At 45.0% G+C, this 25,561-nt stretch carries 23 protein-coding genes and 1 riboswitch; of the genes, 7 read left to right on the top strand and 16 right to left on the bottom strand.

The annotated features are described in order from the left end of the window. Positions 1-220: 220 nt before the first annotated feature. Positions 221-312, bottom strand: a riboswitch (cyclic di-GMP riboswitch). A 199-nt stretch (positions 313-511) separates the two neighbouring features. Both OUY18_RS05155 and OUY18_RS05160 read right to left on the bottom strand, forming a co-directional pair. Further along, positions 512-1,072 (bottom strand): flavodoxin family protein, encoded by a 561-nt coding sequence (locus tag OUY18_RS05155; RefSeq protein WP_268057664.1) that lies wholly within the window; start codon positions 1,070-1,072, stop codon positions 512-514. A 53-nt stretch (positions 1,073-1,125) separates the two neighbouring features. Beyond that, entirely contained in the window at positions 1,126-1,449 is a 324-nt protein-coding gene (locus OUY18_RS05160) for a KR domain-containing protein (protein ID WP_268057665.1), read from the bottom strand. Between the two features lie 122 nt (positions 1,450-1,571). Here OUY18_RS05160 and OUY18_RS05165 point away from each other — a divergent pair, with 122 nt between their 5' ends. Then, positions 1,572-2,159, top strand: coding sequence for a TetR family transcriptional regulator (locus OUY18_RS05165; RefSeq protein ID WP_268057666.1), 588 nt, complete (start codon positions 1,572-1,574; stop codon positions 2,157-2,159). A gap of 15 nt (positions 2,160-2,174) precedes the next feature. Here OUY18_RS05165 and OUY18_RS05170 read toward each other — a convergent pair whose 3' ends face one another. Further along, complete coding sequence (locus OUY18_RS05170) at positions 2,175-2,894, bottom strand: SDR family oxidoreductase (protein ID WP_268057667.1); 720 nt, start codon at positions 2,892-2,894, stop codon at positions 2,175-2,177. An 85-nt stretch (positions 2,895-2,979) separates the two neighbouring features. Then, complete coding sequence (locus tag OUY18_RS05175; RefSeq protein WP_268057668.1) at positions 2,980-3,699, bottom strand: SDR family oxidoreductase; 720 nt, start codon at positions 3,697-3,699, stop codon at positions 2,980-2,982. A 162-nt stretch (positions 3,700-3,861) separates the two neighbouring features. Here OUY18_RS05175 and OUY18_RS05180 point away from each other — a divergent pair, with 162 nt between their 5' ends. Further along, positions 3,862-4,764 carry an AraC family transcriptional regulator gene (locus tag OUY18_RS05180; protein WP_268057669.1) on the top strand — a complete coding sequence of 301 codons (903 nt, stop codon included), beginning with the start codon at positions 3,862-3,864 and terminating at the stop codon, positions 4,762-4,764. Positions 4,765-4,966: 202 nt separating this feature from the next. Here OUY18_RS05180 and OUY18_RS05185 read toward each other — a convergent pair whose 3' ends face one another. Continuing rightward, positions 4,967-6,334 (bottom strand): MFS transporter, encoded by a 1,368-nt coding sequence (locus OUY18_RS05185; RefSeq protein WP_268057670.1) that lies wholly within the window; start codon positions 6,332-6,334, stop codon positions 4,967-4,969. 13 nt (positions 6,335-6,347) lie between these two features. After that, a complete protein-coding gene (gene aiiA / locus OUY18_RS05190; RefSeq protein WP_268057671.1) occupies positions 6,348-7,106 on the bottom strand; it encodes a quorum-quenching N-acyl homoserine lactonase AiiA in 759 nt (252 codons plus the stop codon). Between the two features lie 273 nt (positions 7,107-7,379). On the opposite strand from aiiA, the gene OUY18_RS05195 reads away from it, so the two are divergent. Together OUY18_RS05195 and OUY18_RS05200 are read left to right on the top strand one after the other, a co-directional pair. Continuing rightward, positions 7,380-7,979 carry a TetR/AcrR family transcriptional regulator gene (locus OUY18_RS05195; RefSeq protein ID WP_268057672.1) on the top strand — a complete coding sequence of 200 codons (600 nt, stop codon included), beginning with the start codon at positions 7,380-7,382 and terminating at the stop codon, positions 7,977-7,979. Between the two features lie 395 nt (positions 7,980-8,374). After that, the gene (locus OUY18_RS05200) at positions 8,375-9,763 is read left to right on the top strand and encodes an amidase (protein WP_268057673.1); all 1,389 of its coding nucleotides are present in this window, start codon (positions 8,375-8,377) and stop codon (positions 9,761-9,763) included. 205 nt (positions 9,764-9,968) lie between these two features. On the opposite strand, the gene OUY18_RS05205 is transcribed toward OUY18_RS05200, so the two are convergent. The 7 genes from OUY18_RS05205 to OUY18_RS05235 all read right to left on the bottom strand — a co-directional run bounded on the left by OUY18_RS05205 (position 9,969) and on the right by OUY18_RS05235 (position 17,925). Next, positions 9,969-10,871, bottom strand: coding sequence for a hypothetical protein (locus OUY18_RS05205; protein ID WP_268057674.1), 903 nt, complete (start codon positions 10,869-10,871; stop codon positions 9,969-9,971). A gap of 143 nt (positions 10,872-11,014) precedes the next feature. Further along, positions 11,015-11,629, bottom strand: coding sequence for a hypothetical protein (locus OUY18_RS05210; protein WP_268057675.1), 615 nt, complete (start codon positions 11,627-11,629; stop codon positions 11,015-11,017). Positions 11,630-11,663: 34 nt separating this feature from the next. Next, positions 11,664-12,797, bottom strand: a complete 1,134-nt coding sequence (locus tag OUY18_RS05215) for a hypothetical protein (protein ID WP_268057676.1) — start codon at positions 12,795-12,797, stop codon at positions 11,664-11,666. Between the two features lie 88 nt (positions 12,798-12,885). Then, on the bottom strand, positions 12,886-14,343 hold the full coding sequence (locus tag OUY18_RS05220) for a sensor histidine kinase (RefSeq protein WP_268057677.1): 1,458 nt from the start codon (positions 14,341-14,343) through the stop codon (positions 12,886-12,888). A 1-nt stretch (position 14,344) separates the two neighbouring features. Then, complete coding sequence (locus OUY18_RS05225; protein WP_268057678.1) at positions 14,345-15,025, bottom strand: response regulator transcription factor; 681 nt, start codon at positions 15,023-15,025, stop codon at positions 14,345-14,347. A 690-nt stretch (positions 15,026-15,715) separates the two neighbouring features. After that, the gene (locus tag OUY18_RS05230) at positions 15,716-16,981 is read right to left on the bottom strand and encodes an S-layer homology domain-containing protein (RefSeq protein ID WP_268057679.1); all 1,266 of its coding nucleotides are present in this window, start codon (positions 16,979-16,981) and stop codon (positions 15,716-15,718) included. Positions 16,982-17,193: 212 nt separating this feature from the next. Continuing rightward, entirely contained in the window at positions 17,194-17,925 is a 732-nt protein-coding gene (locus OUY18_RS05235) for an RNA polymerase sigma factor (protein WP_268057680.1), read from the bottom strand. A 648-nt stretch (positions 17,926-18,573) separates the two neighbouring features. On the opposite strand from OUY18_RS05235, the gene OUY18_RS05240 reads away from it, so the two are divergent. The 3 genes from OUY18_RS05240 to OUY18_RS05250 all read left to right on the top strand — a co-directional run bounded on the left by OUY18_RS05240 (position 18,574) and on the right by OUY18_RS05250 (position 22,495). After that, positions 18,574-18,888: a hypothetical protein gene (locus OUY18_RS05240; RefSeq protein WP_268057681.1), complete on the top strand. Its 315-nt coding sequence runs from the start codon at positions 18,574-18,576 to the stop codon at positions 18,886-18,888. A gap of 194 nt (positions 18,889-19,082) precedes the next feature. Continuing rightward, entirely contained in the window at positions 19,083-20,216 is a 1,134-nt protein-coding gene (locus tag OUY18_RS05245; RefSeq protein WP_268057682.1) for an AAA family ATPase, read from the top strand. Beyond that, positions 20,213-22,495, top strand: a complete 2,283-nt coding sequence (locus OUY18_RS05250; RefSeq protein WP_268057683.1) for a S8 family serine peptidase — start codon at positions 20,213-20,215, stop codon at positions 22,493-22,495. Before OUY18_RS05245 ends, OUY18_RS05250 begins: the two co-directional genes overlap by 4 nt. 279 nt (positions 22,496-22,774) lie before the next feature. On the opposite strand, the gene OUY18_RS05255 is transcribed toward OUY18_RS05250, so the two are convergent. The 3 genes from OUY18_RS05255 to OUY18_RS05265 form a co-directional block, all read right to left on the bottom strand. Next, complete coding sequence (locus OUY18_RS05255) at positions 22,775-23,752, bottom strand: serine hydrolase domain-containing protein (RefSeq protein ID WP_268057684.1); 978 nt, start codon at positions 23,750-23,752, stop codon at positions 22,775-22,777. Positions 23,753-24,050: 298 nt separating this feature from the next. Continuing rightward, the gene (locus OUY18_RS05260) at positions 24,051-24,491 is read right to left on the bottom strand and encodes a GyrI-like domain-containing protein (RefSeq protein ID WP_268057685.1); all 441 of its coding nucleotides are present in this window, start codon (positions 24,489-24,491) and stop codon (positions 24,051-24,053) included. 66 nt (positions 24,492-24,557) lie between these two features. Next, positions 24,558-25,454 (bottom strand): helix-turn-helix transcriptional regulator, encoded by an 897-nt coding sequence (locus tag OUY18_RS05265; RefSeq protein WP_268057686.1) that lies wholly within the window; start codon positions 25,452-25,454, stop codon positions 24,558-24,560. Positions 25,455-25,561 lie beyond the last annotated feature (107 nt).

Below are 25,561 nucleotides of genomic sequence, written 5' to 3' on the forward strand. Positions count from 1 at the left end.
GCCAACTGCTGACTTTTTTAGGCTTTTATATTGTTGGTGTTCTCTGAGAGCGAGGTCTTTATTTCAACCTCCGCACTTGATCAGTGCTTCTTTTCATTTGTGAAGCGCCTCCTATAGCCGCAAGCAAAAGGAGACAGAAGCCCACAGTATCAAAAAGCACGTATACATGTCATAAAAGAGCAAAAGCCCACCCATGGATGGGCAGGCTTTTGTTACGACAATCGGCAGCCAGGCTGTCATAGCGCTTTAACCAGCACCTTAGATCCTATGGCTTTGCGTCTCTGCCTTTTGGCAGATTTGCTCTTGGCGTATTTTATTTTTGATAAACGAAAGGACTATTTAACTGTGACTGGATATAATGAGCCAGGCGCCTTTACTCAGACGTTTCAGGCCGGAGTTCATTTTGCAGTAGTACATGGATGCTGAAAAGTACAAGCAGTTGCCGCTCCAGTTACCGGACCTTGAAAAGCGGGTCGCTGTATCTTTACCTCATATTCATTGATGCGTATGATCATTTTAGCTTTCTGCCCACATCTTCGGCGGACTTCAAAATATCCCGCTGGTTGAGAACATCATCTTTGCCTAATACATTGCCAACGATAATGTTACCTGAATTTTTCATCTGAAATGCACCTTCGAAAAGCTGATTCAGATATTCCGTAACATTGTTGAAGGCCCCCACAGGCGCGCCGCTGCAGGTGACCGTGATATACTTTTTCCCCGGCAAGCATCTCGCGGTGTGGTTCGACTGAACATAAAACGCAAACAGCCTGTCAATAAAATTCTTCGCAGTCCCGCTCAGATGCATCATGTAGACGGGCGTTCCCAAAACGATGCAGTCCGCGTCCGCGACCTTCGGCAAAAGAGCCGTCACCCGGTCGTCAACCGCGCAGTATTCCACTTTTCCTGCCTGACATGAGCCGCAGGCCCGGCATCCCTTGTTGTCGAGTTCCGACAAATTGCAGATTTCGACCGAATGCCCGCTCTCTTTCATACCCGCGCAAACCGCGCCGACTACTTTTGAAGTATTTCCGTCCGTTCTCGAGCTACCAACAAAAGCTATTACTTTCATTTTGCTTCCTCCATAAATTCATCTTTTCGTTTGAAACAATCTCCGCTGCGAAGCTATTTTTGAAATGCGATCCCGGAATACCTCTCACACGCGGCAAGAAACCGCTCCTGCGTCTGAACATCGTCTGCTGCAGATGATGCGCGTGTGCCGGCCGCCAGCCATACCTGCGTTTTCGGCGTTTCCTTCAGACTGTCCAGCGCGCCTTTCACGGCATTCTTCGCACGTTTACCGTTACGGGCATGCAGAGCGACCCGATGACCGGATTGAATGAGAAGATTCGCGGTCCGTTGTCCCAGGCCTCCGGCAGAACCGGTTATGAAAATCCGGGAGATGGTTTTCCTCCCTTCTAAAAACGGATACCTGTCTTTGCCGGACATTTGTAATCAATCAAAGTACATATTCTATCATTTGTAACTTTGATTCATGTGATACTATTTGAAATTTGTAACATGACGTGCTATAATACGGAAGCAAATCAATTCAAGATGGGGGTGAGGAAATGAACCGTTTTGTATTGGATAAAGAGTCGATCCTGCAGGCGGCGGAAAATGCTATCCGGCGGTATGGCCCGTGCAAAACGAACCTTACGGATATCGCCAAAGCTTTGAGCGTCAGCCATGCCGCGATCTACCGGTACTACGCGGACAAGGCTGATCTGCTGGAAGCCGTTACGGAACGATGGCTGGCGCGCACTTTCCGTTCACTGGATCCGATTATGCGGGAAAACGCCCGGCCGGAAGAGAAACTTCGGCACTACCTGCAGGAGCTGTGCCGAACAAAACGCGCATGCGCGGCGACTGATCCGGAGATGTTCGAAAATTATGCCGTTTTGTCGGAAGGTTCCAGCCGTGCCCTGAAGGAACACCTCCATCATATTCTCAATCAGATGGAGTCGATTATCCAGCAAGGCATTCACAGCAAGGCGTTTATTGATCAAGATCCGCGGCAGCTGGCCATCTCCGTTTTTATCGCCACCAGTCGGTTCCATCATCCCGCTTTTGCTTCGGAATGGCAGAATCCCGATATTGAAAATCGACTCGACGCCGTATTGAATTTGATTCTATCCGGAATGGAAATCAGAAATTAAACGGATGCCATTTGGTTACCACGGAACGGTCTGGCCAAGATAGTCGAGGTATTCCAGACCGGCGTGCCCCTGCTTTTTAAGCAAGACGTTTACTAAGTTCGGGATGCTTTCCTCAATGTTCAAGTGCGCATTCGGTCCCCCCAACTCCGTCTTGACCCAACCGGGAGCCATCAATACCATCGCGCGCGGGGTTTCCGCGTTGCGGGCCGCATAGCTCCGCATGAATTGGTTCAGGGCCGCCTTGCTCCCGCGGTAAACTTCATACATTCCTGTGGTGTTATTGGTAATGCTGCCCTGACCAGACGACATCACGCCGATCAGGCCATCTACGGGAACGAGATCCTGAAAAGATTCGATGACCCGCATCGGGCTCAGCGCGTTTGTGAGCATGATGCGTATGAATTCTTCAGTTGACGACTCGCCAACGGTTTCCGTCTCGCTGCCGCTTGTGACGCCGGCATTTACGAAGAGCATTTCAAACGTTCTGCCCGACAGACGTTTCCGCAATGCCGCCACCTGATTCTGTTCGCAGATGTCCAGCATTTCCACCTCCAGCCGTCCCTTGAACTTGTCCACAAGATCATGCAGCTTCGTCCGGCCCGATCCCGGCCGTACCGTGCCGACGACGTTCCAGCCTTTTTTAAGGAACTCCTCCGCCATAGCGAGACCCAGGCCCCGTGACGCCGCGACGAGCAGGATTGCAGGATTCTTTCGATTTGAGATCATCGACGCCATTGTATTCAATCTCCTTGGTTATAAATTTTCTGTCGGATCAATTTTATCCAGAATGGAAACCGGGGAAGAAGTAAAAGCAGTTGTGTTACCACGGAACGGTCCGGCCAAGATAGTCAAGGTATTCCAGACCGGCGTGCCCCTGTTTTTTAAGCAGAACGTTCACTAAGTTCGGGACGCTTTCCTCGATACTCAGACGCGCATCCGGTCCGCCCAACTCCGTACGGACCCATCCGGGAGCCATCAAAACCATTGCGCGCGAGGTTTCTGGGTCGCGGGCCGCATAGCTCCGCATGAATTGGTTCAGGGCCGCCTTGCTTCCGCGATATACTTCGCGCAACCCTGTAGTGTTGTTGGCGACGCTGCCCTGGCCCGACGACATCACACCGATCAGGCCATCTGCGGGAACAAGATCTTTGAAAGTCTCAATTACCCGCATCGGGCTCAGCGCGTTTGTGACCATCACATGTACAAATTCCTCGGTCGATACCTCTCCGATCGGTGCCATCTCGTTGCTGTTCGTGGTGCCGGCGTTTACAAAAAGCATCTCAAACGTTCTGCCCGACAAACGTTCCCGCAAGGCCGCCACCTGACTCTGTTCGCAGATGTCCAGCGTTTCCACTTCCAACCGCCCCTTGAACCTGTCCGCAAGATCGTGCAGTTTTGTCCGGCCCGATCCCGGTCGTACCGTGCCGACGACGTTCCAGCCTTTTTTCAGGAATTCTTCCGCCATGGCGAGGCCCAGGCCCCGTGAAGCCGCGACGAGCAGAATCGTAGGATTCTTTTGATTCGCAATAGTAAATGCCACTGTATTCAACCTCCTTGGTTTTGTCTTGATTCATGGTGATGCATTTAGTATACCATCGCGCTTTTATAGAGAAAATTCCCAAACGTCCACATTTATTGCCTAAAAGTCCACGATGGTTTATAATACCAATAGACTACATTCATATGACTGGGAGGTTTTACAATGGACTTACGGTATGAGTTGGCAAAAGCGATTCATGCTTCCGCTCCTGAGGATGGTGTGAACAAAACGTCTCTTCCCGGCGCGTATTGTGTTAAATTTTCTCATTCGGACTGCCGTTGGCAGCGCTGGCACGCATCTTTATGCATTGTTGTTCAGGGGCATACGGAAATCACATTGGACAGCGAAGTTTACCGATATAATGGGGTTCATTATATCGCCACTCCAGTTGATCTGCCTGTAAACAGCCATCTTTATGCGGAGGGTCCGGGGCAGCCTTTTTTATGTCTCAAAATAATGTTTGATTCGGCGATACTGAACGAGCTTGCGGCGCAGATTGAAACGGACTTGCCGGCAGAGATGGAGAAGTCCATGCGCGCAATGTTTATCGGCAAAGTGGGCGACCCGATGCTGGAGACTGCCATCCGATTAGGAAAGCTTTTTCAGGCTCCGGAAGACGCGTCGGTACTGGGGCCTTTGGCGGTCAAAGAGATATTCTACCGTCTCTTAAAAGGTCCGGACGGACCGGCACTCCGGCAGTTTATTCGTTCCGGAAGCAAGATGTACAAGATATCACAGGCAATTTACACGCTTAGAGCCAACCTCAGCGGAGAGATAGATGTGGTTTCATTGGCAAAAACTGCGAACATGAGCCGTTCTGCCTTTTTTAAAGCTTTTAAAGAAGCGACGGCAATGAGCCCGATCCAGTATCAGAAGCGCCTCCGTTTACTGGAAGCACGGCGTCTGATGGCGGTTGACGGGGAAACCGCCGAAGGCGCTGCCTTCAGTGTGGGGTATAGCAGCGCGTCGCAGTTCAGCCGGGAATATTCGCGCCTGTTTCAGTGCTCTCCCATGCGGGATGTGCTGAAAATTAAAGAAAACAACGATATTTACCAATTACTTTAGGGGATCATAAAGAAACGAGACTCCGTTTCCGCAACCACTGAAAAACGGGAGTAGATACCCCGCATAGTCCTGTCTAGATAAAAACTCGCCCAGATCGCTCATGTTTTTTTCACGTCAATGCCTCTATACCAAAATATAAATGGCTCGTTGCGGGAGAACTCCATTAAGTTCGCTGCTGCAACGAGCCATTTCAACACGCAGATTAATTTGAAACCGTCTGCTCTTCCTTTTTTGAGAACGAGGACGTCTGATCCGTTTTGTCCTTTGTTTCCTGTACGAATAGCGTCAGCAAAAAGGATACCAGCCCAATGACCGCGAGAATTATATAAATCATTTCAAACGACATATTCAGGTCAATGAACCGCCCGACCAGCGCTGGCCCGAATGCTCCACCTAAGAGGTAAGCAAGTGTAAAAATGCCCATTCCCATGCCCAACTCCGATTGATCAAGCGTCAAGGAAATGAGTTTTCCTGAGGCAGTCAGCATTCCATTCGTACCAATCATCGGCAGAATAACCAAGAGGGCAATGACCGGCGGTGAAAGCTTAGAGGAAAAACTTAGCAGGATAAATCCTCCTATCATCAGCCAATGTGAAATTTTAAGAACCCGGCGACTTCCGTACCGATCACTCCACAGCCCGATCGCAGAGCCCAGCAGCGTGGCTGCCAAAGCCCCGGGAATCATGAGCAGTCCGATCTCACTTGTTGGCATGCTGAAAGCGCTCTTCATGATGATCGGAAGGAAAAACGTCAACCCTGTGTTGCATAAAAATGTGATAAATGCAATCCAGAGCGTTCTTCGGTAATACGTCTTTTTTAACAGACCCGCAGAAATAAACGGGTGGTCGACTTTATTGATATAAATCCAAAAGGCTCCCAGCACCAACAGCCCCACAAGACAGAGAAAGGGATTCATGGTGATTCCCAGCATAAAAAAAGTGATTCCCGACGAAAACAGCACCATACCTGCTATATCAAAAGGCTCTTTTTGGCGGGCCGCGTCGGGAATGTATTTGAAGATAAACGGGAGCACCAACAGGCAGGAACCCGAAACTAAAAACAGGGCGTGCCATCCGGCGTATTCTTCGACAAATCCGCCGAATACCGGGCCGAACCCCGATGCGAAGGCAATGGTGGCCGACAATGCGCCGAGCACCCTGCCTCTTATGCTGGAGCGGAAAAAACGAGTTACAATCCCATAGGACAGCGGCGATATGGCGGCGGCTCCCGTCGCCTGAATAATGCGGCCAATCATCACCTGTGTGAACGATGTGGCCAAAAAGCCGAACAGAGAGCCCACCGTAAACAGAAGCAGTCCGACGACATATAAGAATTTGAAGGAAAATCGGCCCGTGAGTTTACTGTAGACCCCTGCCCCAACCGCCAATATGACGGTGTATCCGGCCATAATCCAGCTCACCTGTGAAGTGGAAAGGGAAAACGCCGATGAAATGGATGGAACCGCCAGATTAAACATGGTAAGATTTATTTTTGCATAAACAATCAGAATGCACAGTGTTCCAATTAATTTTTTATCATTTTTAGATAATGAAACTGATTGATCTTTCACAATAGGTTCTCCCTTATAAAAAATTGGGGTATAAAACATTCCAATCCTTTGCCTGCACTCCGTCGTGCCCAAAGAATATGACTTCGGGATGAACCTCCTGAACAAGCTTTTTTATTTTTTCGATTGAATTGGAAGCCATTTTGGAATTTGCCGATAAAAATGGAAGATCATGATTAAAAATATCCTTATTGTACGCCAGATCAATTGTCAGGAGAACATCCCCTGACCGCTCGGTTTTTACAAGCACCGATTGATGCCCCACGGAGTGGCCTGGTGTAGATAAGATCTGCACGCCGGGTACCAATTCAAAATCTCCTTCAATAAGCTGATAGTTTAAATCCGGAATTCTGCATTCCTTTGGTGAATAGTCCTCGTTATGGATTGCAAAATCAAATTCCGATTTTTGAAGCACAATTGGCGCTTTACGAAAGTGTTCGTTTCCTCCCGCATGATCCAAGTGAAGATGAGAGGATATCACAGTCTGGATATCGTCGATCTGATAGCCGACCCGTTTCAGGATATTTTCAATTCGGTCATCTTCCGTCATCTTTGGGACGAGCCGGCCTTCTCTTCGGGTTCCTTTATAGTAATCCGGGTTGTTCACAAAAGGATCCGGCATTCCTGTATCAATCAAAATCGGTCCGTCCGTTGTCTCCAACAAAAAACACCATACCGGCATTTCAATCAGTTTCCCTGCGGGAAGATTCCCGTTCACAAGCGACTGGTCAAGAAAACAAAAACCAGCCGGCAAAAAATACAGCTTTTTAACCATAATTGACACCCTTTCTTTTTCCTGTTAACTGCAACATAACATTTCATCCTTAGATTCAACAGCAGTATGACATTGCCTTCCACACAGTTTGCAGGCGGCAAAAAGTATCGTAAAGCAACCGGATTCCTCCCTCCATAAATTTCTTGCGTTTTGATGGACGTTATGTTATTATGATTTCGGACACATTGTCCGACTCACGCTTTTTATTATATCGGACATGTTGTCCGATTGTCAAGTGCAGCTTAAAAATTATTTTTAGTGGAGATTTTTGAAATGACTAACGAAACAAAAACTGGAAAGCTCTCGAGGGAAGAGCTCAATAGAATACGCATTTTGGAGGAAGCTAGAAGATTATTTATTGAACACCAAGGGCCTGAAGGTGTAAATATGCACCAGATTGCAACAGGAGCCGGAGTAGGGCAGGCAACCCTTTACCGCAGATATACGGAAATGGGTGACATATGTATAGAGATTGTAACGCAAGAGTGCAAGCCGTTGTTTGACGAGCTCAGCGACTATTTAGACTGCAATTCAGAAATGCCGCCTTTAGACAGGCTTTATTATGTGATACAAAAATTTGCCGAATTTTTAAAGACTAAGAGTCCATGGCTTTGCGCTGTCAGCCGCGCTATCCTGGGATATCGTCCCATGCAAACCCCCCTGTATCAATGGATGCGTGATACATGCCTGTCGCTGTTCGAGGAAGCAAAACAAGGCGAAGAGCTTTCCGCCGATGTGGACATTCCATACACGGTGGAGGCTTTGTTATCCGCACTTCACGATATCGACTTTCATTTACATGATCACGGCTTTTCCTTAGAAAGAATCGTGAAAGGTCTGGACCGTATTTTCATCAAAGGATTAAAATTGTAAAGGAGCAAGGTAAGCCAGATTTTTTATCTGGGCAATGCAGGGAAACTGCGATCAGCCATATGAAAATCGGGGCCGGCAGAAAACATCCCTCTATAAGGTACAGCTCCATAACGATGGAGAGTGAGTTTTAAAAGCACAGAAATTCAGATTAATAAAGTTGGCCAGTGGAAAAACAAACTTCCCACTGGCTTTTTTCTTATTCTTAATGAATTTCATTCTGCCATTAGTCCTCCTTTCAGGAATTATCGATCAACTCCATTCTTTTAAAATAAATAAACTTTAATTTTCTATTGACATTCGGACAACATGTCCGTTATAATTTTAAAGGGACAACTTGTCCGAATCGAGTCGTGCCAAATTTCCATGCAAAAATTAGATTCAGGAGGAAACTGCATATGAAAGAATTAGATTCCAGGCTTTCCTTCGCCACGATCAGCGATCTGGCGAAACAGATTCAGAGACATGAATTGTCTCCTGTTGATCTTACCGAGCAGGCGCTTGAGCGCATCCAGCGGCTGAATTCCAAGTTCAATGTATTTGTTACTCAAACCGCCGATCTTGCAATCAGGCAGGCAAAACAGGCAGAAAAAGAAATTATGCAGGGACAATATAAGGGCCCTCTGCACGGCATACCGATTGTTCATAAGGACCTTTATTATACCAAGGGCATCCGAACCACTGCGGGCTCTAAAATATTAAAAGACTTCATCCCTGATTATGACGCGACTGTTGTAGCCAAATTGCAGGAAGCCGGAGCGGTGCTGCTCGGTAAGGCCCAGACGCACGAGTTTGCTGCGGGAATGACGACAAGCAGTAAGTACTTTGGCCCTTGCCGAAATCCGTGGAACCTTGATCGGGTTCCGGGAGGATCGAGCGGCGGTTCGGCGGCGGCCGTTGCAGCGGGGCTTGCTTATCTGGGCACAGGTTCGGACACGGGCGGGTCAATCCGCATTCCCGCAGCCTGCTGCGGAGTGGTTGGAATGAAACCGACCTACGGTCGGGTCAGCCGATATGGCATTATAGAAATGGCATGGTCGCTTGACCACGCGGGTTCCCTGACCCGCAGCGTGGTGGACGCCTCCCTGTGTCTGGATATCATGTCCGGCTTCGACCCGAAGGACAAGGCAACGGTTGATCTTCCAGCCTCTGGGATGCGACAGTATTCAAATGAACTAAAGGGCGTGCGTATCGGGCTACCAATGCGACATTACTATGAAAATCTGGATTCTGATGTGCAGGCGGCGATGCAGGAGGCAATAGAGAAATTTCGCGAGCTGGGAGTGGAGATCGTTGAGGTTGACATACCGTCTGTCACACAGATGCGCGGCGCGGCAATGAACATCATGATGGGCGAAATGCTGGCGGTCCACAAGCATTGGCTTGACACATGCCCCGATGATTACGGTTCCGATGTACGGATGTTTCTGGAAAGTGCCGGGCAGGTTCCGCTGCTGGATTATTTGCAGGCGCAACGAGCCCGTCAAGCCTTTACGGATGAATTTTTGAACGCACTGTCCAAAGTCGATGTCCTGCTTACGCCGGCAACACCGCTGACGGCGCCAACCGCAGACAATTATGAGGACGCGCTCCGCCTGACAAGTTTTACAGCGCAGACCGACCTGACAGGACTGCCCAGCCTGTCGATGCCCTGCGGCTTTTCCTCCGCTGGAATGCCTGTAAATATGCAACTGATCGGCCGCCCCTTTGATGAAGCAACCGTACTCGGTATTGGCTACGTTTATGAGTTAAACACAGACTGGCATACAAGGCACCCGAACTTATAGTCGGTTAAGACAACACCTTCTATCTGCTTGATACTTATTTTTCTTGTTACTTGTTTAATTTTCGAACCCGTTTTGTTAACGTTTGAACAGACCGATTATAACTAAATTACACCTGAGGCAGACAGTTTTCGCTGTCTGCCTCAGGTGCAGTTTATGCAATGTTTTCCTATTCTATATTACAGTACAGTACTATTTTATCACTTTATCATGAATTTATCGTATACACAAAAGTACGCCATACCCCCGAATTATCTTTTATATTAATCCCTCTTTTCCCGCCGGAAGCGGAATCTAAATAATAAGGATAGCCTTTCCCTTTGGTAAACATCTTACTGAAATCTCCAGAAAAAACGACTGTGATTGCATCAAACTGCAGCTCTTTTTCTGTCAATTTCAGAACCTTTGTAGTATCCTTTGAGTTCCCATAATTCTCCTCAAATATTTTTTGATCACCGCTATCTTTCACATACGATCCCGTTGCTGGTTCCTCAGCTTTTTGGCCGCTGCTATCCGAATTTCGCTCTAATTCAAAGTAGGTTCCTCCGGCTATGAAAATAATCGTATTGTTACTCTTTATTAAAAATGTGCCGGCAGTCTTATCTGATCCGGTCACATTCACCATTGTTACATAATTTTCTTTTATACCAAGCTTATCGAAACTAATTTGATAATTCGTCTGAAAGTCGGAGTCTGATTCAGTTGTTACCTGATACTTCGGAGCAGTGATACTTACCAAAGGGTTGGACGGCTCATCAGTAATGATAGTGGCTTTTGCTGATGAAAAGTTCACGCTCTGGCCAATAAGTTTTTCAGCGCTGTCGCTGCTGTACGTCCCGCTCGAACCGTAAGCCAGAATTTTTTGAATAACCCATTTCCCATAGTAATCCTTTTCATTACTCTTGCTGCTCTGCTCGGTCATCGTGTCGCTTGAAGATTCAGCCGCGCTGCTTGAAGGAGTGGACTCACTGGCCGAAGAAGCAACCTCACTTTTCAAATTTTCCACAGCTTTAGGCGTGGTCGCACAGCCTACAAACAGAAATGTCAGAAGTGCTGCTGATACGACTGCTAATGTTGATTTCTTTTTATTATATGGCACAATATTTGCCAACCTTCCTTTCGAGCTCCGCATAATCTTGTGAAAAGTACCCTGAGAGACAATTTTGAAGTAATATAAAAAATGCACTGTGTTTGTCTTATGAATTTTGAATTCAATATGGAGCATTGACAAAAAAACGGATCGTAATGTGGTATTTAAAAATCAACAGTCAGCAGATACAATGCAAAGGTTTCCTTTGTCGTTGTATCATAATTGAGAGATAAAAAAATGTCATTATACTTAAAGTGTATGTCACCATTTCGGTCACTTACAGGCTTCCCGAATACCTCCTCGAATTTATCAATTGTGTCGCCAATTTTGACGCCGTTGAGATCAATATCCTTGTTTTGTGTAAATAGCTGGTTCACCGTACCGGATTTTGCGTCAAACCAAACACGAATATCCGCCTTTTTAAAGTCCTGCCCTCCCTCATCGGAGGAATCCGGTTTTTCACCCACCGCTTTCACCAGTTCGTCCTTGTCAAGGCCCAGTAATTTGACATAACCGTCCAAAGTGTTTTCAAGCGTCTTGTCGCCTGATTCGGCCGGCGCGTTTTGGGTGCTCTGTACGGGCGGCACCCCTTCGGTCGTTTCTGCGTCCGATGAAGCGCTGTTATCCGTTGCACTGCCCGAAGCTGTGACGCTTGTATTCGCCGATGGACTTGCTGACGTTTCTTTTGCGCCGCAGCCGGAAAGGACCGCCAGACCGGCCGTCAGGAAAAGGGCCGCACTCAGTGTGATCAGGGAAACGTTATTGCGTTTTTTATTCATTTTCAGTACTCCTTGTATTTATGACTAATTCAAATTATTTAAGTGTAATGATATACGTATTGTCAACGAGCGTCATCTCCTTGACGGTGCTGATGCTCGCAAGTAATTTATTACCGGAAGGACTCCAGAAAAGACCGCTATCGGCATTCAGAAAGTCGCGGGAAATATACAAATCTTCGCGGCTCATCACATCGAAGATATGCAGCCCATTTTTGCTTTCGTCGCTGGACGTTACGAGACAGGCCAGCTTACTTTGATCCGGTGACCAGCTGATGCCGAACACCTGATTTCCCTCTGTCAGCGTGACCGTTTCTTTTCCGGACAAATCCGTTAAAACCAAAGCGGTTTTGCTGTCGCTCACCCTCTTTTGAATCGCAAACAGGTTTTTATCGGGCGAGAGCTCGAACTCCAGCACATTGCTTTTCACCACGGAGCTACGCTTGCTGGGAATATCATAAGCAACCAGGCTCCTGTCGGTTGAAACATAATAGATGGTATTGCCGACTTTAGAAGCATGGTCTGTCTGCATCAGCCCGATGTTGCTTACTTTGGTAACATCCGAATTCACATTGATCAGGCAGACGCCGTTATCTGAGGACGGGACAAGAACTTCCTCGTTATTTACCCACTCCGCCTGCCTGAACGACAGGTTGAGTCCGTGTTCGGCATCCACAGGAACCGATGCAACCGCGGCGCCTTCTAGAGTTGCGAGGATACCGGTATACTGACCCGCTTCAAATTTTTCGTAAAATATGTGCTTGCCGTCAGGCGAAACAATCGGTGCCCAGATATATGCCGTTTTTTCCGCCATGCCTTTCTCTTCGCCCGTCTTCAGATCATACGCATAGAGATTCCGTACGCGGCTCATTTGATCAAATACCTGTATGGGGGCGATCTCCGGGTTTTCCTGAGTGACCAGAATCGAATCGTCGCTCAACCAGCCCTCGCTCTTAATTCCTTCATACCGATCAATCTTTCCATAATCCAATGTATCGGAGGCGGCTGTATAACCCGCTCCTGATTGAGGCTTGGCATCCAGGACGGTGATCTTCTGGCTCCCAACTTGAATTTCCTCGCGCCCCGCCGCCGTAGAGGCGCAGCCGGAGGACAGCGTCAGCGCTGCGATCAGTACCGTCCCGATGAGGCCTCTCAGCCTGAATCTGCTCATGTTTTTCTCACATCCTTTCGTTTGCAAGGCAATTCTAAGAGACAAACTTCTCAGCAGAATAAACAAATATTTCAAAATTGTAAACATTTCATCGAAGGGGCAGCTTTATTTCAAACGCTGTCCCGTCTTCCACGGTGTCGAGTACCAAAATGGTGCCTCCATGCTTTTCAACGAGACCTTTTACAAGCGCTAGACCCAGTCCCGTTCCGCCGATCTCGCTTGAACGGGCCTGCTGTGCCCGATAGAACGGTTGGAACACGTTGTCCCTCTCTTTCAGGGGGATGTTCATGCCCGTATTCCGCAGGACAATGTTCAGCCAAGGGGCTTCTTCGGCGCAGGTGATCCAGATTTCTCCGCCCGGACGGTTATACTTGATGGCATTATCCATAAGATTGATAAAAATCTGAGTCAGGCTTTCTTTATCGGCAGCAATGATATGATGCTCCAGGCTTGTGTGCAGATGCAGACCGAATTTTTGAATTTTTCCCTTGACATTACCGCAAATTTCGGTCAGCACGTCAGCAATGTCAATATCGACCATTTGCAATTCAAAATCATACTTCTCTAAAGCGGACAGCTCGAGTATTCTTTCCACCATGACGGATAAGCGCTGCGTCTCCCGCTCGATATTGTCCCTGGCCTCCGCAATCAGATTGGGATCCTCTGCATACATACTCATCAAATCGGTATAGGCTTTGATCACCGTGAGTGGGTTCTTAAATTCATGCGTCACATTGCCGATGAACTGCTTTTGCTGATTTCCCAAAATCTCAAGCTTGTTAACCGCCAAAGAGAGCTTGTCTTTCTCCTGCCTCATCTCGTCGATATTTTTCTCAATCGTGTGTCCCATGTAATAGATGCCCTCGCTCAGCTCACCGAGCTCATCATTTCTTTTCAGACGGGGGAGCTGGTCAAAGCTGCCGTCCTGAATTCTTTTTACCGCGGTTTTCATGCGCATTATCTCCCGCGTCAGGCGATGGACGTAGATGTATGCCGCAATGAGGCATAACGCAAACGCAAAAGAAGCGGAAAGCAAAAAAAGGCGCTCAGTATCCTTATAGAAGCTCTTGCCCTTTTCAACCGAATAGACAAACTCCACCGCGCCGATCTGCTCATTCGCGCTGAAAACAGGCGACATAAAGACAATACTGCTTCCTTGTTCATAATAGGCGTTTTTGCCCTGGAGGGCATAAGTCAGCAGACTGCTTACATCTTCCTTGTCTTCGGCCGGCCTAGAACTCGATAATTCGTTTCCCGTGCCGTCAAAAAGAGCAACTTCCATACCGCTCATCAGCTCCAGTTCTTTCGCCAGCGCCTGAGATCGTGCGGAGAGATATTCCCGAACGTTTGATACGGCCGTCTGCATCAGATATGTCTTTTTGATATAGTTGTTTGCCGCCTCGCCCTGCTGTGTGAGATATTCTTCATATTGCTGCTTTTGATTGTTTTGGATACCGCGCAGCACCATAATGCTCAACAGTCCGACGGCTGCCAGCAGCATGATTGCAAGAAATACACTCAGCTTGACTTTTATACTGATTTTCATACTATTCTCCAAGCGCTTTATACCCGATGCCATAAATGGTCTGGATCATATAAGCATTTTGCTCTCCAAGCTTGCTTCTCAGCCTTTGAATATGAATATCCACTGTTCTTGTGCCCCCAACGTAATCAAACCCCCAGATGGCATTGAGCAATTCATCCCTTGTGTAAACCCGTTCGGGATGCGATATGAGAAGATAGAGCAGGTCGAATTCCTTAGGGGTCATTTCAAGCGCATCGCCGCTCAGAAGCACCCTTCTCTGGCTCGGAAAAATCACGAGCCGACCCGCTTCAATTTTTTGGACGGGCTCCTCGGCATTTTTTTGAAGCCTCCTGATGATCGATCTTGTTCTGGCAAGCAATTCCCGTACATCAAAGGGCTTTGTAATATAATCGTCCGCTCCGAGCTCAAGGCCTAAAATTTTATCCACGACATCGTTCTTTGCTGTAAGCAGAATGATACCAATATCTTTTTTGTCACTGAGCTGCCTGCACACTTCGAGACCCGTCATTTTCGGCATCATTACATCAAGAATTATCACATGAGGACAAAAGGCTGATAACTTCTCCAGCGCCTCCTGGCCGTTACCTGCCGTTTCAACGAGATACCCTTCCTTTCGGAAAGCAAAAGCGATCGCATTGACAATTCCAAATTCATCATCAACAATTAGAACCTTTTCTTCCATACTTATAATCATTCCTTTCCGCTGCGCTCAAATGCACAAAAGGGTACAAAACGAGGAAACTGCCCGCAGCTCTGCGAAATTTATTACAAAGTGTACTCGATAAAATAGCCACACTATCAAAGATCATTTTTTCATTGCCTATATATTAAGTATATATTCATTTCCATTTGTGCGTACTCGCGACTGAATCTAAATAGATCTTTTACGATCACCAAATTGATGTTTCCCGGCTCGACATCGTCCGACATCCGCTTGAAGTCTAGAAGGTCGAAGCTTGTGCCTGACCAACCACCATCGTAAGGATATCCTTCGATGGTAATGTGGTGGTTGCTGCAGCATTGCTTAAACAGTGTTTTTGCGTCTGAGTATTGCCCGTTTTATCTGCGCTGCCGTTATTCTAGCTGATTCGGTAATAAATCACGGCTGTTGTCATACTATTGCTCCCATTCGCAACACACAATACCGTTATTCTTTTTCCAAATCCATACTGGAATCCAACAAAATTTCATTTGTAATTTCGTCAGGTTAAGATGCTTAAGCGGAATCGAAAATTAAATCTAATGTGTACACCCAAGAAATAATAATAAATTTCTCATTCGCAGGTGTTTTGGGACAGGTGTATATTGGTTTGACGCTTACGGGCGCTATGGCGCAATAATTAAGAATGACAATGCCTGTGAGAAATCCTGCCTACTTACAGACAACCGACACATTGTCCAGGTAGTATTCAGTAAAGCCTTCAAATCCCGAGTCCGTACCGATCAGCAGGTAGACGCAGCCGTTCGAATCAGACTCAGAGTTGATCTTTGTGCTGAAAGATTTCCATGTGAAGCTGTTGTCCGATTTCCTGTCCTCTCGGGCCAAATTCCCGATGACGAGTGCGTCTTCTCCGCTTTGACTCTGGCGACCGATATCAATATTGCTAAACCGCAACACTCCCGTTGCGTCCTTTTCAAGTTTTGGCTCCACTGAAAGAATTCCGGTTTTTACGTAGACGCTGTCGGAGGGACTTCCGCCAATCCCGAAGCTCTCCGCGGTGACATTGGTGGCCAGCTTAAACGTAATGTTGAACTGATATCCGGTATTCGGCTTGAGACCTTCTAGCTTCTTAACATAGCCCATAAATAGGTCATCGCTGCGGTTGGCAGAGCAAAGATACAGGCTTTTGCTTTCCGCGTTCGATACAGGAGCTGTCGCATATTCCGATTTCATCTGATAGCTTTCGTAGTTGTTGCCATCATCATGATAGTCGGCAAACAACGACTGAAAGCCGCTGTCATCCTGAGAAAACTGGAAAGAAAAGCTCACCTTGCCAAAAGTCTGATCAAACTTCATGAGGAGGATGGCAAGCTGAGCGCGGGTAACGGTTTCCCCGGGATCAAAGCTGCCGTCTTCCTTCCCAGAAAAAATTCCGTTCTTCGTAAGCCACGCCACGCTTTCGTAAGCGCCGTCAGAAATTTTGCTTCGATCTGAATAATCCAGGGAATATGTCCAGTTTCCGGTGAAGCCCTTACCGAGAGACTGCGCGTAGCGATAGAGGACGGCAGCTATCTGCTCTCTGGTTATGGAATTTTCCGGTCCAAATCTGCCATCGCCGTAACCTTTGATTAGATTGTTTTCCGCAGCCCAGCCGACGGCGTCTTGATAATAGACGCCATTTTTCACATCGGTGAAGGGATTGCCGCCCGAAAACTCCGCGCCATCCAGTCGGTAAATGGCCTGTACCGTCATGCCCCGACTGACTGTTTCGCCGGGTTGGAAGACATTTTCCGATACGCTATCCATCAGGGAATGGCTTGTCACATACTGAACAGCTCCAAAATACCAATCACTTTTCTTTACATCTGAAAATTTTGAATCAATGGAGCCTCCGTTTGTTGTCGCAAAGGCTGCTGTCGGCAGGATGGCCGCCAAAATGCATAAGCATAGCAGCCACGATACAATTCTTTTTTTCACGATAAATCTCCTTCCCGATTCTGCATCCACAGAGTTCTATCATTTAGATGCAGCGATAAGCTGTTTTTGCTGGCCTTTTTTCGAATTTTTTAATTGCTTGACTGCATTTGCGGCAGAAACTCATACCTTTAAAAAGAACGGTCTTTTCCCGTATTTGAATACAAGAATCCAAAAAACACTTCGAGGTTTCTGCTATAAATGCAGTCAAAGGCTTATTTGTCAGACTTTTTGAACCTGACAGTATGGCGGATGACACGACAAAGTGGGATCAAAGAGAGAAGAAATGCGATGCCCAGCGCGATGGCAGCTAGACTGACGGTAGGAATACTGGAAATGCCAATCATACCGGTGTCGACAGGATGCAGATCTTTGTAGAGCTTTCCCGCGAAACATAAGCAGAGAATGACGCTGATCGCTGTCGAGACTCCAATCTTGGTGCGTAGCTTTACCATCGCTGTGCTGTAAATCCAACGGACAGTTCCAGCCTTCATATGGAGTTGCTGGGCAATTTCCCTGTAAGTCATATTACCACTCAGTTTCAGGGTAATGATTTCTTTCTGCCGTTCATTCATGCCGAAAAGGATGGAGCGGAAGTATTCCATATCTACAAATTCATCGATTTCCGTATAGGTCGACGGAAGATCGAAGGACTCGCTCAGGGGCAGCGTACCTTTACCCCTGCGCATTTCCTGAAGTGCTTCGTTTTTCGTAACGGTATACAGCCAAGTCATTTCGCCGGAAGAAGGAAGTTTGTCATTGGCGAGCGTTTGCAGCCGAATCATGACATTCTGAACAATGTCATAGCTTTGTTCCTGATCTTTGCAGATGGAAAAAGCCACTCCGTAAATGGTTTTAAAATAAGACTCGTACAGTTGTGTCAGCGCTTCATTCCGGGATGTCTTCATCTCAGAAAAAATTGTTTGAATATCTTTCGTTTGTTCCATTATCATAAATCCTTAAAATTTCTTATTTGCTATTCGGACATTATATCATCCGTTGACACATTTTCCTATCTTTTCATAGGCTCGTGTCAAAGAATAGCTTGGCAGGTCCGACATTTTTCTGCGTATGTGATCGAGATGAAAAAAGTCATGCTTTCGAGAGGGAAAGCATGACTCCGGAAAAGTACAGGGAAAGGAAAAAGCAGTCTATCCATATGATTATCTGAATTTTCTGGTGCCGAATCCTGCCTTTTACCTTTCCGCGCCAGCCGAACCCCTTTTTCTGCCCAATCAGGTGCTCCCAGTAAAACAAGCATACAGCACAACTGCCCTGCATGAACCTCAACTATCCATTATGGAAGTTTTATAAAATAAAGCAGAATCCGAAAGAGAAGGGGGATTTGCGAGAGTAGTTTTTTCTTGTCTGATTGAAATAGCAAATTTCTTCCACTGCGATCTTATAAACTATAAATTAAAAAGATATTCTGCATTTCCGTGCTCGATACGCTCTTTATCAATTAGACTTATTGGAAGCTGATTTAAGAAGGTGAGTGCTGCAGTCATTGATCCGTATGGATAATCTGTTGAGAACATGATTCTACCATCGATACCGCCGCCATCAGCGCCCGAATTGAGGAAGTGGACAGCGTCATGATGGATTTGGTGGAATTAAGCTCCCGCTCCTCCGCCAGCGCGGATTATTTCGACGCAAAATTCAAGGAGATTTCCGATGAACGCACAGAACTGCAGAACAGGCTGAGAGGTCACGAACAGCGGCAGGTCATCGCCCAAAACAACAATGCCCGGATGAAAGAACTGTTCGAGATACTGGAACAGGCAAATTTCAATCTCAATGAATACGACGAAGCACTGGTGAAACAATTGATCGCCAAGGTGACTATAGTTTCCGCAGAAAAGATACAAATCACCTTCAGGGGTGGTTTTGAGGTGGAGCAGGCATTATGAGTCGGGCATAGGCACAAGGAAAAATCGCACCATAAAGATATGTACGGGTAAAACACGGAATTCTTGAAATATAATGTTCGTTCGCAAATTTGTGTATAACGTTCTTGATTTATTCCATAATAATTGATATATTTTAATAATCGTTCTTTACATTTTACAATCGTTCGTATATAATATGGATAGAGGTGAGCAAAATGAAGTACTCAATAGAAATAGGAAAGATAGTAGAGGGGGCTTTGAAACATGATCAACTAAAAGTGCTTAATTATACAAAACAACTTATAGCGAAATTAGAACAAGACCGCGAAACCCGTGCAGCTAATAAATTCAGTAATATGCTCGCGATGCAAAATGAAACGTCTCTTTCTGCTATGGGTATGAATAAGGAAACTAATGTACCTGTGGACGCTGAATCCCGTACAAGGCTGGCTGATGTAATCTATCCCACAGAAAATAACATTGAAGTTATTTTATCAAAAAGCAATTCAGAAAAACTGAATTCCTTTATTTTGAGCTATAAATATGCCGATAAACTAAATTCTTTAGGCATCGGGGTTTCCAATACTTTACTTTTATATGGCCCGCCGGGATGTGGAAAAACAAAATGTGCTTATTTGATTGCCAAAGAATTGCATTTGCCTTTAGTACTTGCGCGTTTAGATAGTTTAATATCTTCCTATTTAGGAACTACCGCAAAAAACATCCGAACATTATTCGAATTTGCGCAAAAAACACCTTGTGTATTATTTCTTGATGAGTTTGATGCTATCGCAAAAGCTCGTGATGATAGCAATGAACTCGGAGAGCTAAAACGAGTGGTAAACAGCTTGCTGCAAAATGTAGATTCAATGAGTAGCGACAGTTTGTTATTAGCTGCAACAAATCATGATAGTCTGCTTGATCCCGCTGTTTGGCGACGTTTTGATTATAAGTTGGAGATTGAATTACCAGACACGGAGGCCATTGTTAAAATGATTGATCTATTTATCAATGGGGTTGTGGAGTTTAGTAATAAAGAAAAACATGAATTAGCGGCCGCTTTTTTAGGATTGAGTGGTGCAAATGTTGAAGAAATAATTAAAAAATCTCTACGAAATGCAGTCATCCATGAAAATGATTTCTCCAAGATGAGTATATATGAGGAACTCTTTAATTTTAAAAAAATACTGCCCCAAAGCAGTGCAGATGAAAAGGTTCTTTTGAAAATAAAAGCTAATTTTTTGCGCGAATGTAATGAGAAGGTATTCAGTTACGCAATTATTGCAGATATATTGAATGTTTCAAAAACGACAGTATCAAAACTAATTAAGGAGGAGGATGGACAATGAGTGAAAAGAATTTACCTATAAAAGTGGTTCTTCAAAAAGCTACAGATACACAGAAGAATCTAGGAGGTGGCGGCCCAAAATTTTTTGGAGAAGTGACTCCAGAATTGCAAGCCGAAATTTCACACAAGTTTCAAGATGTTCTTGATTTTTACGACGATGTCTTTACGGAAAATGAACTTGTACCTGCTGTTGGCAAAATCACTGTTAAGCCTGAAGCTATAGCTAAATCGCACAAGCCAAGCGATCTCTGCCGCAAATGCCCTATTATTGGCAGTGATGATTTAGACGAAATTTATATAAGGGTTACTAAAAAGGCAATCGAAGAAACTGTTGCATTGATTCAAAATCCACCAACCAAAGCATTTCGTGCAAATATGACAGCCGTCTCTGATATTCAGCCTATAAGAACAGACGAAAAAATATCAGAAGACCTTGTTGAAATTTCAGCTCAAGGAAAATTTGAAACAATTAAAAATAAAATTAAAGTAAAAATCTTTAATTTCGATGATGCCTTTGATGATAACCAAATTATGAGCTATATTATGAAAAAGCTTTCAGATTATGGTTTTTTAGAAAATCATGAACTTATCACATACGGAGATCGTATTAAATTTATAAAAATTGAAGTGTCTTCATATGAGGATATAGTAAAAATAGCTTCAATAAATGGCGTAAAGTCAATTGATTTTTTTCAAGAATACTCGCTTCCATTAAGTGAATTTATTAAAACCAATTTAAAATCATTTCTGGACGACGAGCATTCTAACAGCGATATTATGATAGGAATCATCGATGGTGGGATAAGCGATGACAATGCATTTCTAAAACCTTACGTTGTAGCCCGCGAAAAATATGTGAATGAGGCTTACCAAAATTCAAGCCATGCAACATTTATTGCATCCACCATACAATATGGTAACAAGTTAAATGGAATCATAGCAACCAACAAACAAAGATTCAAGTTTGTTGATATAATCGCCATGCCAAATAGTAATCCGGATTTTGGCCCAACAGATACTATCGGCGAAGAAGAACTAATGGAAATCATAGAAGAAGTAATGCAGAAATACTCTTCCAACGTTAAAATCTGGAACCTTTCACTGGGAATTGAAAGCAAAGTTTGCAAAGGGTCTATGTCTGATTTAGGCACTTTCTTAGACTATATTCAAGATAAATACCAAGTCCAGATATTTGTCTCAAGTGGTAATCTAAATTCACTTCCTCTAAGAGAATGGCCAACTCAGACAAATATGGGGGAACGAGATAGAATTATTTCGCCTGCCGATTCTGTTAGGGCAATCACAGTTGGATCTGTAGCTCTTTACGACTCCGAAAATTCGATTGTAAAAGAAAATGAGCCATCACCTTTCAGCAGGAGAGGCCCTGGTGCAAACTATATAGTCAAACCTGATGTGGTTGATTATGGTGGCAACCTTACAAAAGATTTACATATCAATGGACTTGGTATGAAAGGTTTGGATATAAAAGGAAACGTTATTGAAGGAAATGGTACAAGTTATTCTAACCCTAGAGTGGTACAAAAATTTGCTTCTGTCTACGACGAAATGATTGAAAAAGATATTTTGTTAGCAAAGGCAATGATTATCCATTCTGCCAGAATGACATCTCGTGATCTTTTGGAGAAAAATCAGGATAATATTAAATACTATGGCTTTGGCATGCCAGCCGTTAATGTGCAAGACATCTTACAATGCAGTGAGGACGAGGTGACTCTTGTATTTCGTCAAAAAGTACCTCAAGGATCACACCTAGAAATGTTCGATTTCCCCTATCCCAATTCGCTAATTAATAATGGGAAATGCTATGGTGAAATAGGAATGACACTTGCTTATAATCCTATTCTAGATGATCGCTATGGCAGGGAGTACTGCAGAACCAATATTGATGTAAGCTTTGGCACTTACAAATATAATTCGAATTCCGGAAAGATCGATTTTTCTGGAGAGGTTCCTCTTGAATGCTCGTGGGATGAAAAATTTGAAAAAGCCAGAGTTGAGAACGGGTTTAAATGGAGTCCGATTAAATCTTATTACAGAAAAATAAGTAGAGGAATTCAACTTGGAGATGGATGGAAAATTCGTATTGATATGAATCCAAGAAACGGGTTAAATGTCTTATCTCAGGAATTTGTTTTGATTTTAACCATAAAAGATCCTACAGGACATGATATTTATTCAGAAGTAGTAAATGGGCTTAGAACAAGAGGATATGTCACCAATAACCTCGAAACCAGACAACAGATTCGTCAGAGGCAATAACACTATGCATCTAAATTGAGCAAATGACACAAGAAATCAGCTCAGTCCGCAGGACTGGGCTGATTTCTTTGTTGCCGAACGCTGGGTGAGAACCCACCGGCACAAGTACGGAGATACAGGCGGGTTATTTGCCCCTTCATAAAAAACGGAGGGAATCGCGGTACGCGGGCTATTTCCGCATCACCTTCGAATCCCACCGCTTCCGCCACGGGCACAGCCCGTTTCGTGGTACTCAGCTAATCGCTGAGTACCTTTGCTATGGTATAAAATTTGTCAATCTTAAAAATCAAAGATCGGTTCAATATACTCTTTAATAAGCCCTATTCTATCCTTAGCGTCCGGCATAAAAAGAGAAGCAATCGAAACCACTATTTTTTTCTTTGTATTGACATAGATTACATTGCCGCCGTCGCCCAGAGCCGCGTAGCTATCCCCGTCAATGATCCACCAAAGATAGCCATAGGCCAGATTGCCCCATTGGACGCATCGGCTATGTTCGCTTGTGCTCTCAGCAATCCACCCGGCCGATACAATTTGTTTACCATCCCACATTCCGCCATTCAGGTACAATTGGCCTATCTTGGCCATCTCCGAAGGCGTCAGGAAAAGACCCCAGCTTGCCGTGTTTATCCCTTGCGCGTCAACAGCCCAGCCACTGGTGTTTTTATTATTCATAACGGCGATATGCTCTTCTTTATTACGCAGCACCACGTTGTGCGGAACATTGATTCCCAGCGGCAAGAATAAATTTTCTCTAGCGAAATCAAGTATGGACTGTCCTGTCGCCCTTACAAGGATCCCTGACAAAATGTGGGTTCCTCCGATGGCGGAATAATTGAATTCCCCGACGGCTCCATCCCCGCCTAATAAATCGAGTGCATCCTGAATCGGGTTCCGGCTTGCAAAGAACTTTTCGTATGGTTCCGTCTTATATTTATACGGAGCCGTCATGGTAAGCAGATTTTTAATCGCAACGCCCTGTATTGTTTTTTCGCCTGTTTGAACAGTGTAATCCGGAAAAAAGTCCAACACCTTCCGGTCTACACTTTTGATATAACCTTTATCAATGGCGATGCCAACCAACACGGAAAAAACGCTCTTTGTCACCGAATACACATGAACGGCGTTATCGGCGGTATATCCATTAAAGTAATTTTCATATGATTTCATGCCGTTTTTTTGCATAACAATGCCTGTGATATTGCTATAATCACTGTTTATTGTTTTTTCAAGCTCTTTGATTTTTTCCTGATGCATAATCAATTGCCTCCTTTAAGTTATAAAGGATATCCTTGAAATATAGGATATATCGATTAAAAATATTTTTCAAGAATTATTTTTAAATAATGAAAAACTTGATAACTACTTACAATTTCCGGTAAGTTTTTCTTAATCTGCTCTATACGAATCCTTCATGCAAAACGAGGGAATCGCGGCACGCGGGCTGTTTCAGCGCCACCTTCAAATCCCACCGCTTCCGCCAAAAAAGCAGCGCAGTCCAAAGGATTGCGCTGCTTTTTTGTTGCCGAACGGCTGGGTGGGAACCCACCTGACTTTATCTTAATGCGACGTAAATATCGATGTCTGCACTCTCCCAGTCACTGTTAAGATATTCCTCAAAATCGCCGGTAAAGCTTCTGTCCAAATCCATTTGCCAGATTTCGCCCCAGGCCTCGGCGACTGCTTTTACCATATCTCCGTGTACGGAAAATTTCGCATATTTGCCTGCCGGAATCACCTTTACCGTCAGTTCCTCATTCTCCGGCTTGGAGACCTCATTTCCGACTGTAACGCAATATTGGTCGTTTGCGTAATCCGAATAAAGCCCGATGGCATATTCGTTCACTTTGTTTTTGATCGCGGCATTTACTCCGCCCTGGTAGAGCTTTTCCCAAAGTCCGCTAATGACTTCGCCCATTTTGGGATCGGCGTTTCCTGTAATTGCGCTGAGCCCTACCACTGTTTTTTGCTCTAAATTTACGATTTCATAATTCATACGGATAACCTCCACATATTTGATGAGGCTATTATACTTTGTTTAATATGACAACTGCGTGTCGTATTAAAGATAATGATTCAATGTTTTTTGCAGTTCTGCTTTCACATCATTCCGCACGTTCTCCGGCTCTAAAACTTCACAATGGCTGCCGAAAGTTGCGATATAGTAAACGACCCATTCCCCTTTCGGATAGTCAATTTCCGCAAGAAAACTTCCGTCCTCCTGCTGTTCATAGCGGTCAAATTCATCATATATCCTGTAAGCAACCTCCGCAGACAGCTTTAATTTTAAGGTAACGTACTCTTCCTGAAACACATTCCTGCCGGAAAAAATTTGTTTTGGGGATTTCCGCTGAAAATTTTGCCCGGATACACAAAGCTCCCGGATTCGGCTTAATTTAAAGAACCGGAAATCATCTCGCGACTTACAATAGCCATATAGATACCATGCACCGCTTTTAAAGCAAAGCTTTAACGGCTCGACTTCACGTGACGTCCGCTGTCCTTTTGCACTGGCATAGGAAAAGGAAACCACCCTTTTGCCTATGATTGCAGGTTTCATTGTATTGAATGTTTCCGTTTCGTTCTGCGCGTTGGCCCAGGAAGAAAAATCGACTTCAATCCAATCGGTGTTGGATTCACCGAACAAACTGCTGAGTTTCTTAAGCGCGGTATCTGTTTTGCTGGGATGAACCGCGTTTACCGCTTTCAGCGAAGACAGAATATCTTCTTTTTCTTCATCTGTGATAACCGCTTTATTCAGCACAAAATCAGGCAGCAGGGATATACCGCCGCCCTTCCCTTTGCTCATATAAACAGGGATTCCGGCAGAAGACAGCGTTTCAATATCACGATAGATGGTTCTTTGGGAAACCTCGAATCGCTCTGCAAGGGCCCTCGACGTAACTGTTTTTTGATCAAGCAGGATATATAAAATTTCGAATAACCGATTAATTTGCATTTTACCACCCTGTTTCAGTATACGCCTATAACATGACATCATCAAGTCATATTATAGGCATGTATTACCGGTGGTTTTGCCATAAAGAAAAGGGCCCAATTTGCTGC

The sequence above is a fragment of the Caproiciproducens galactitolivorans genome, from assembly GCF_026672255.1.
GTDB lineage: Bacteria > Bacillota > Clostridia > Oscillospirales > Acutalibacteraceae > Caproiciproducens > Caproiciproducens galactitolivorans_A.

What these genes read in the sequence shown, in the direction of transcription:
- OUY18_RS05155 (WP_268057664.1), bottom strand. Translation starts at nt 1,072, where the DNA reads ATGAAAGTAATAGCTTTTGTTGGTAGCTCGAGAACGGACGGAAATACT.
- OUY18_RS05160 (WP_268057665.1), bottom strand. Translation starts at nt 1,449, where the DNA reads ATGTCCGGCAAAGACAGGTATCCGTTTTTAGAAGGGAGGAAAACCATC.
- OUY18_RS05165 (WP_268057666.1), top strand. Translation starts at nt 1,572, where the DNA reads ATGAACCGTTTTGTATTGGATAAAGAGTCGATCCTGCAGGCGGCGGAA.
- OUY18_RS05170 (WP_268057667.1), bottom strand. Translation starts at nt 2,894, where the DNA reads ATGGCGTCGATGATCTCAAATCGAAAGAATCCTGCAATCCTGCTCGTC.
- OUY18_RS05180 (WP_268057669.1), top strand. Translation starts at nt 3,862, where the DNA reads ATGGACTTACGGTATGAGTTGGCAAAAGCGATTCATGCTTCCGCTCCT.
- aiiA (WP_268057671.1), bottom strand. Translation starts at nt 7,106, where the DNA reads ATGGTTAAAAAGCTGTATTTTTTGCCGGCTGGTTTTTGTTTTCTTGAC.
- OUY18_RS05195 (WP_268057672.1), top strand. Translation starts at nt 7,380, where the DNA reads ATGACTAACGAAACAAAAACTGGAAAGCTCTCGAGGGAAGAGCTCAAT.
- OUY18_RS05200 (WP_268057673.1), top strand. Translation starts at nt 8,375, where the DNA reads ATGAAAGAATTAGATTCCAGGCTTTCCTTCGCCACGATCAGCGATCTG.
- OUY18_RS05210 (WP_268057675.1), bottom strand. Translation starts at nt 11,629, where the DNA reads ATGAATAAAAAACGCAATAACGTTTCCCTGATCACACTGAGTGCGGCC.
- OUY18_RS05215 (WP_268057676.1), bottom strand. Translation starts at nt 12,797, where the DNA reads ATGAGCAGATTCAGGCTGAGAGGCCTCATCGGGACGGTACTGATCGCA.
- OUY18_RS05220 (WP_268057677.1), bottom strand. Translation starts at nt 14,343, where the DNA reads ATGAAAATCAGTATAAAAGTCAAGCTGAGTGTATTTCTTGCAATCATG.
- OUY18_RS05225 (WP_268057678.1), bottom strand. Translation starts at nt 15,025, where the DNA reads ATGGAAGAAAAGGTTCTAATTGTTGATGATGAATTTGGAATTGTCAAT.
- OUY18_RS05235 (WP_268057680.1), bottom strand. Translation starts at nt 17,925, where the DNA reads ATGGAACAAACGAAAGATATTCAAACAATTTTTTCTGAGATGAAGACA.
- OUY18_RS05240 (WP_268057681.1), top strand. Translation starts at nt 18,574, where the DNA reads ATGATGGATTTGGTGGAATTAAGCTCCCGCTCCTCCGCCAGCGCGGAT.
- OUY18_RS05245 (WP_268057682.1), top strand. Translation starts at nt 19,083, where the DNA reads ATGAAGTACTCAATAGAAATAGGAAAGATAGTAGAGGGGGCTTTGAAA.
- OUY18_RS05250 (WP_268057683.1), top strand. Translation starts at nt 20,213, where the DNA reads ATGAGTGAAAAGAATTTACCTATAAAAGTGGTTCTTCAAAAAGCTACA.
- OUY18_RS05255 (WP_268057684.1), bottom strand. Translation starts at nt 23,752, where the DNA reads ATGCATCAGGAAAAAATCAAAGAGCTTGAAAAAACAATAAACAGTGAT.
- OUY18_RS05260 (WP_268057685.1), bottom strand. Translation starts at nt 24,491, where the DNA reads ATGAATTATGAAATCGTAAATTTAGAGCAAAAAACAGTGGTAGGGCTC.
- OUY18_RS05265 (WP_268057686.1), bottom strand. Translation starts at nt 25,454, where the DNA reads ATGCAAATTAATCGGTTATTCGAAATTTTATATATCCTGCTTGATCAA.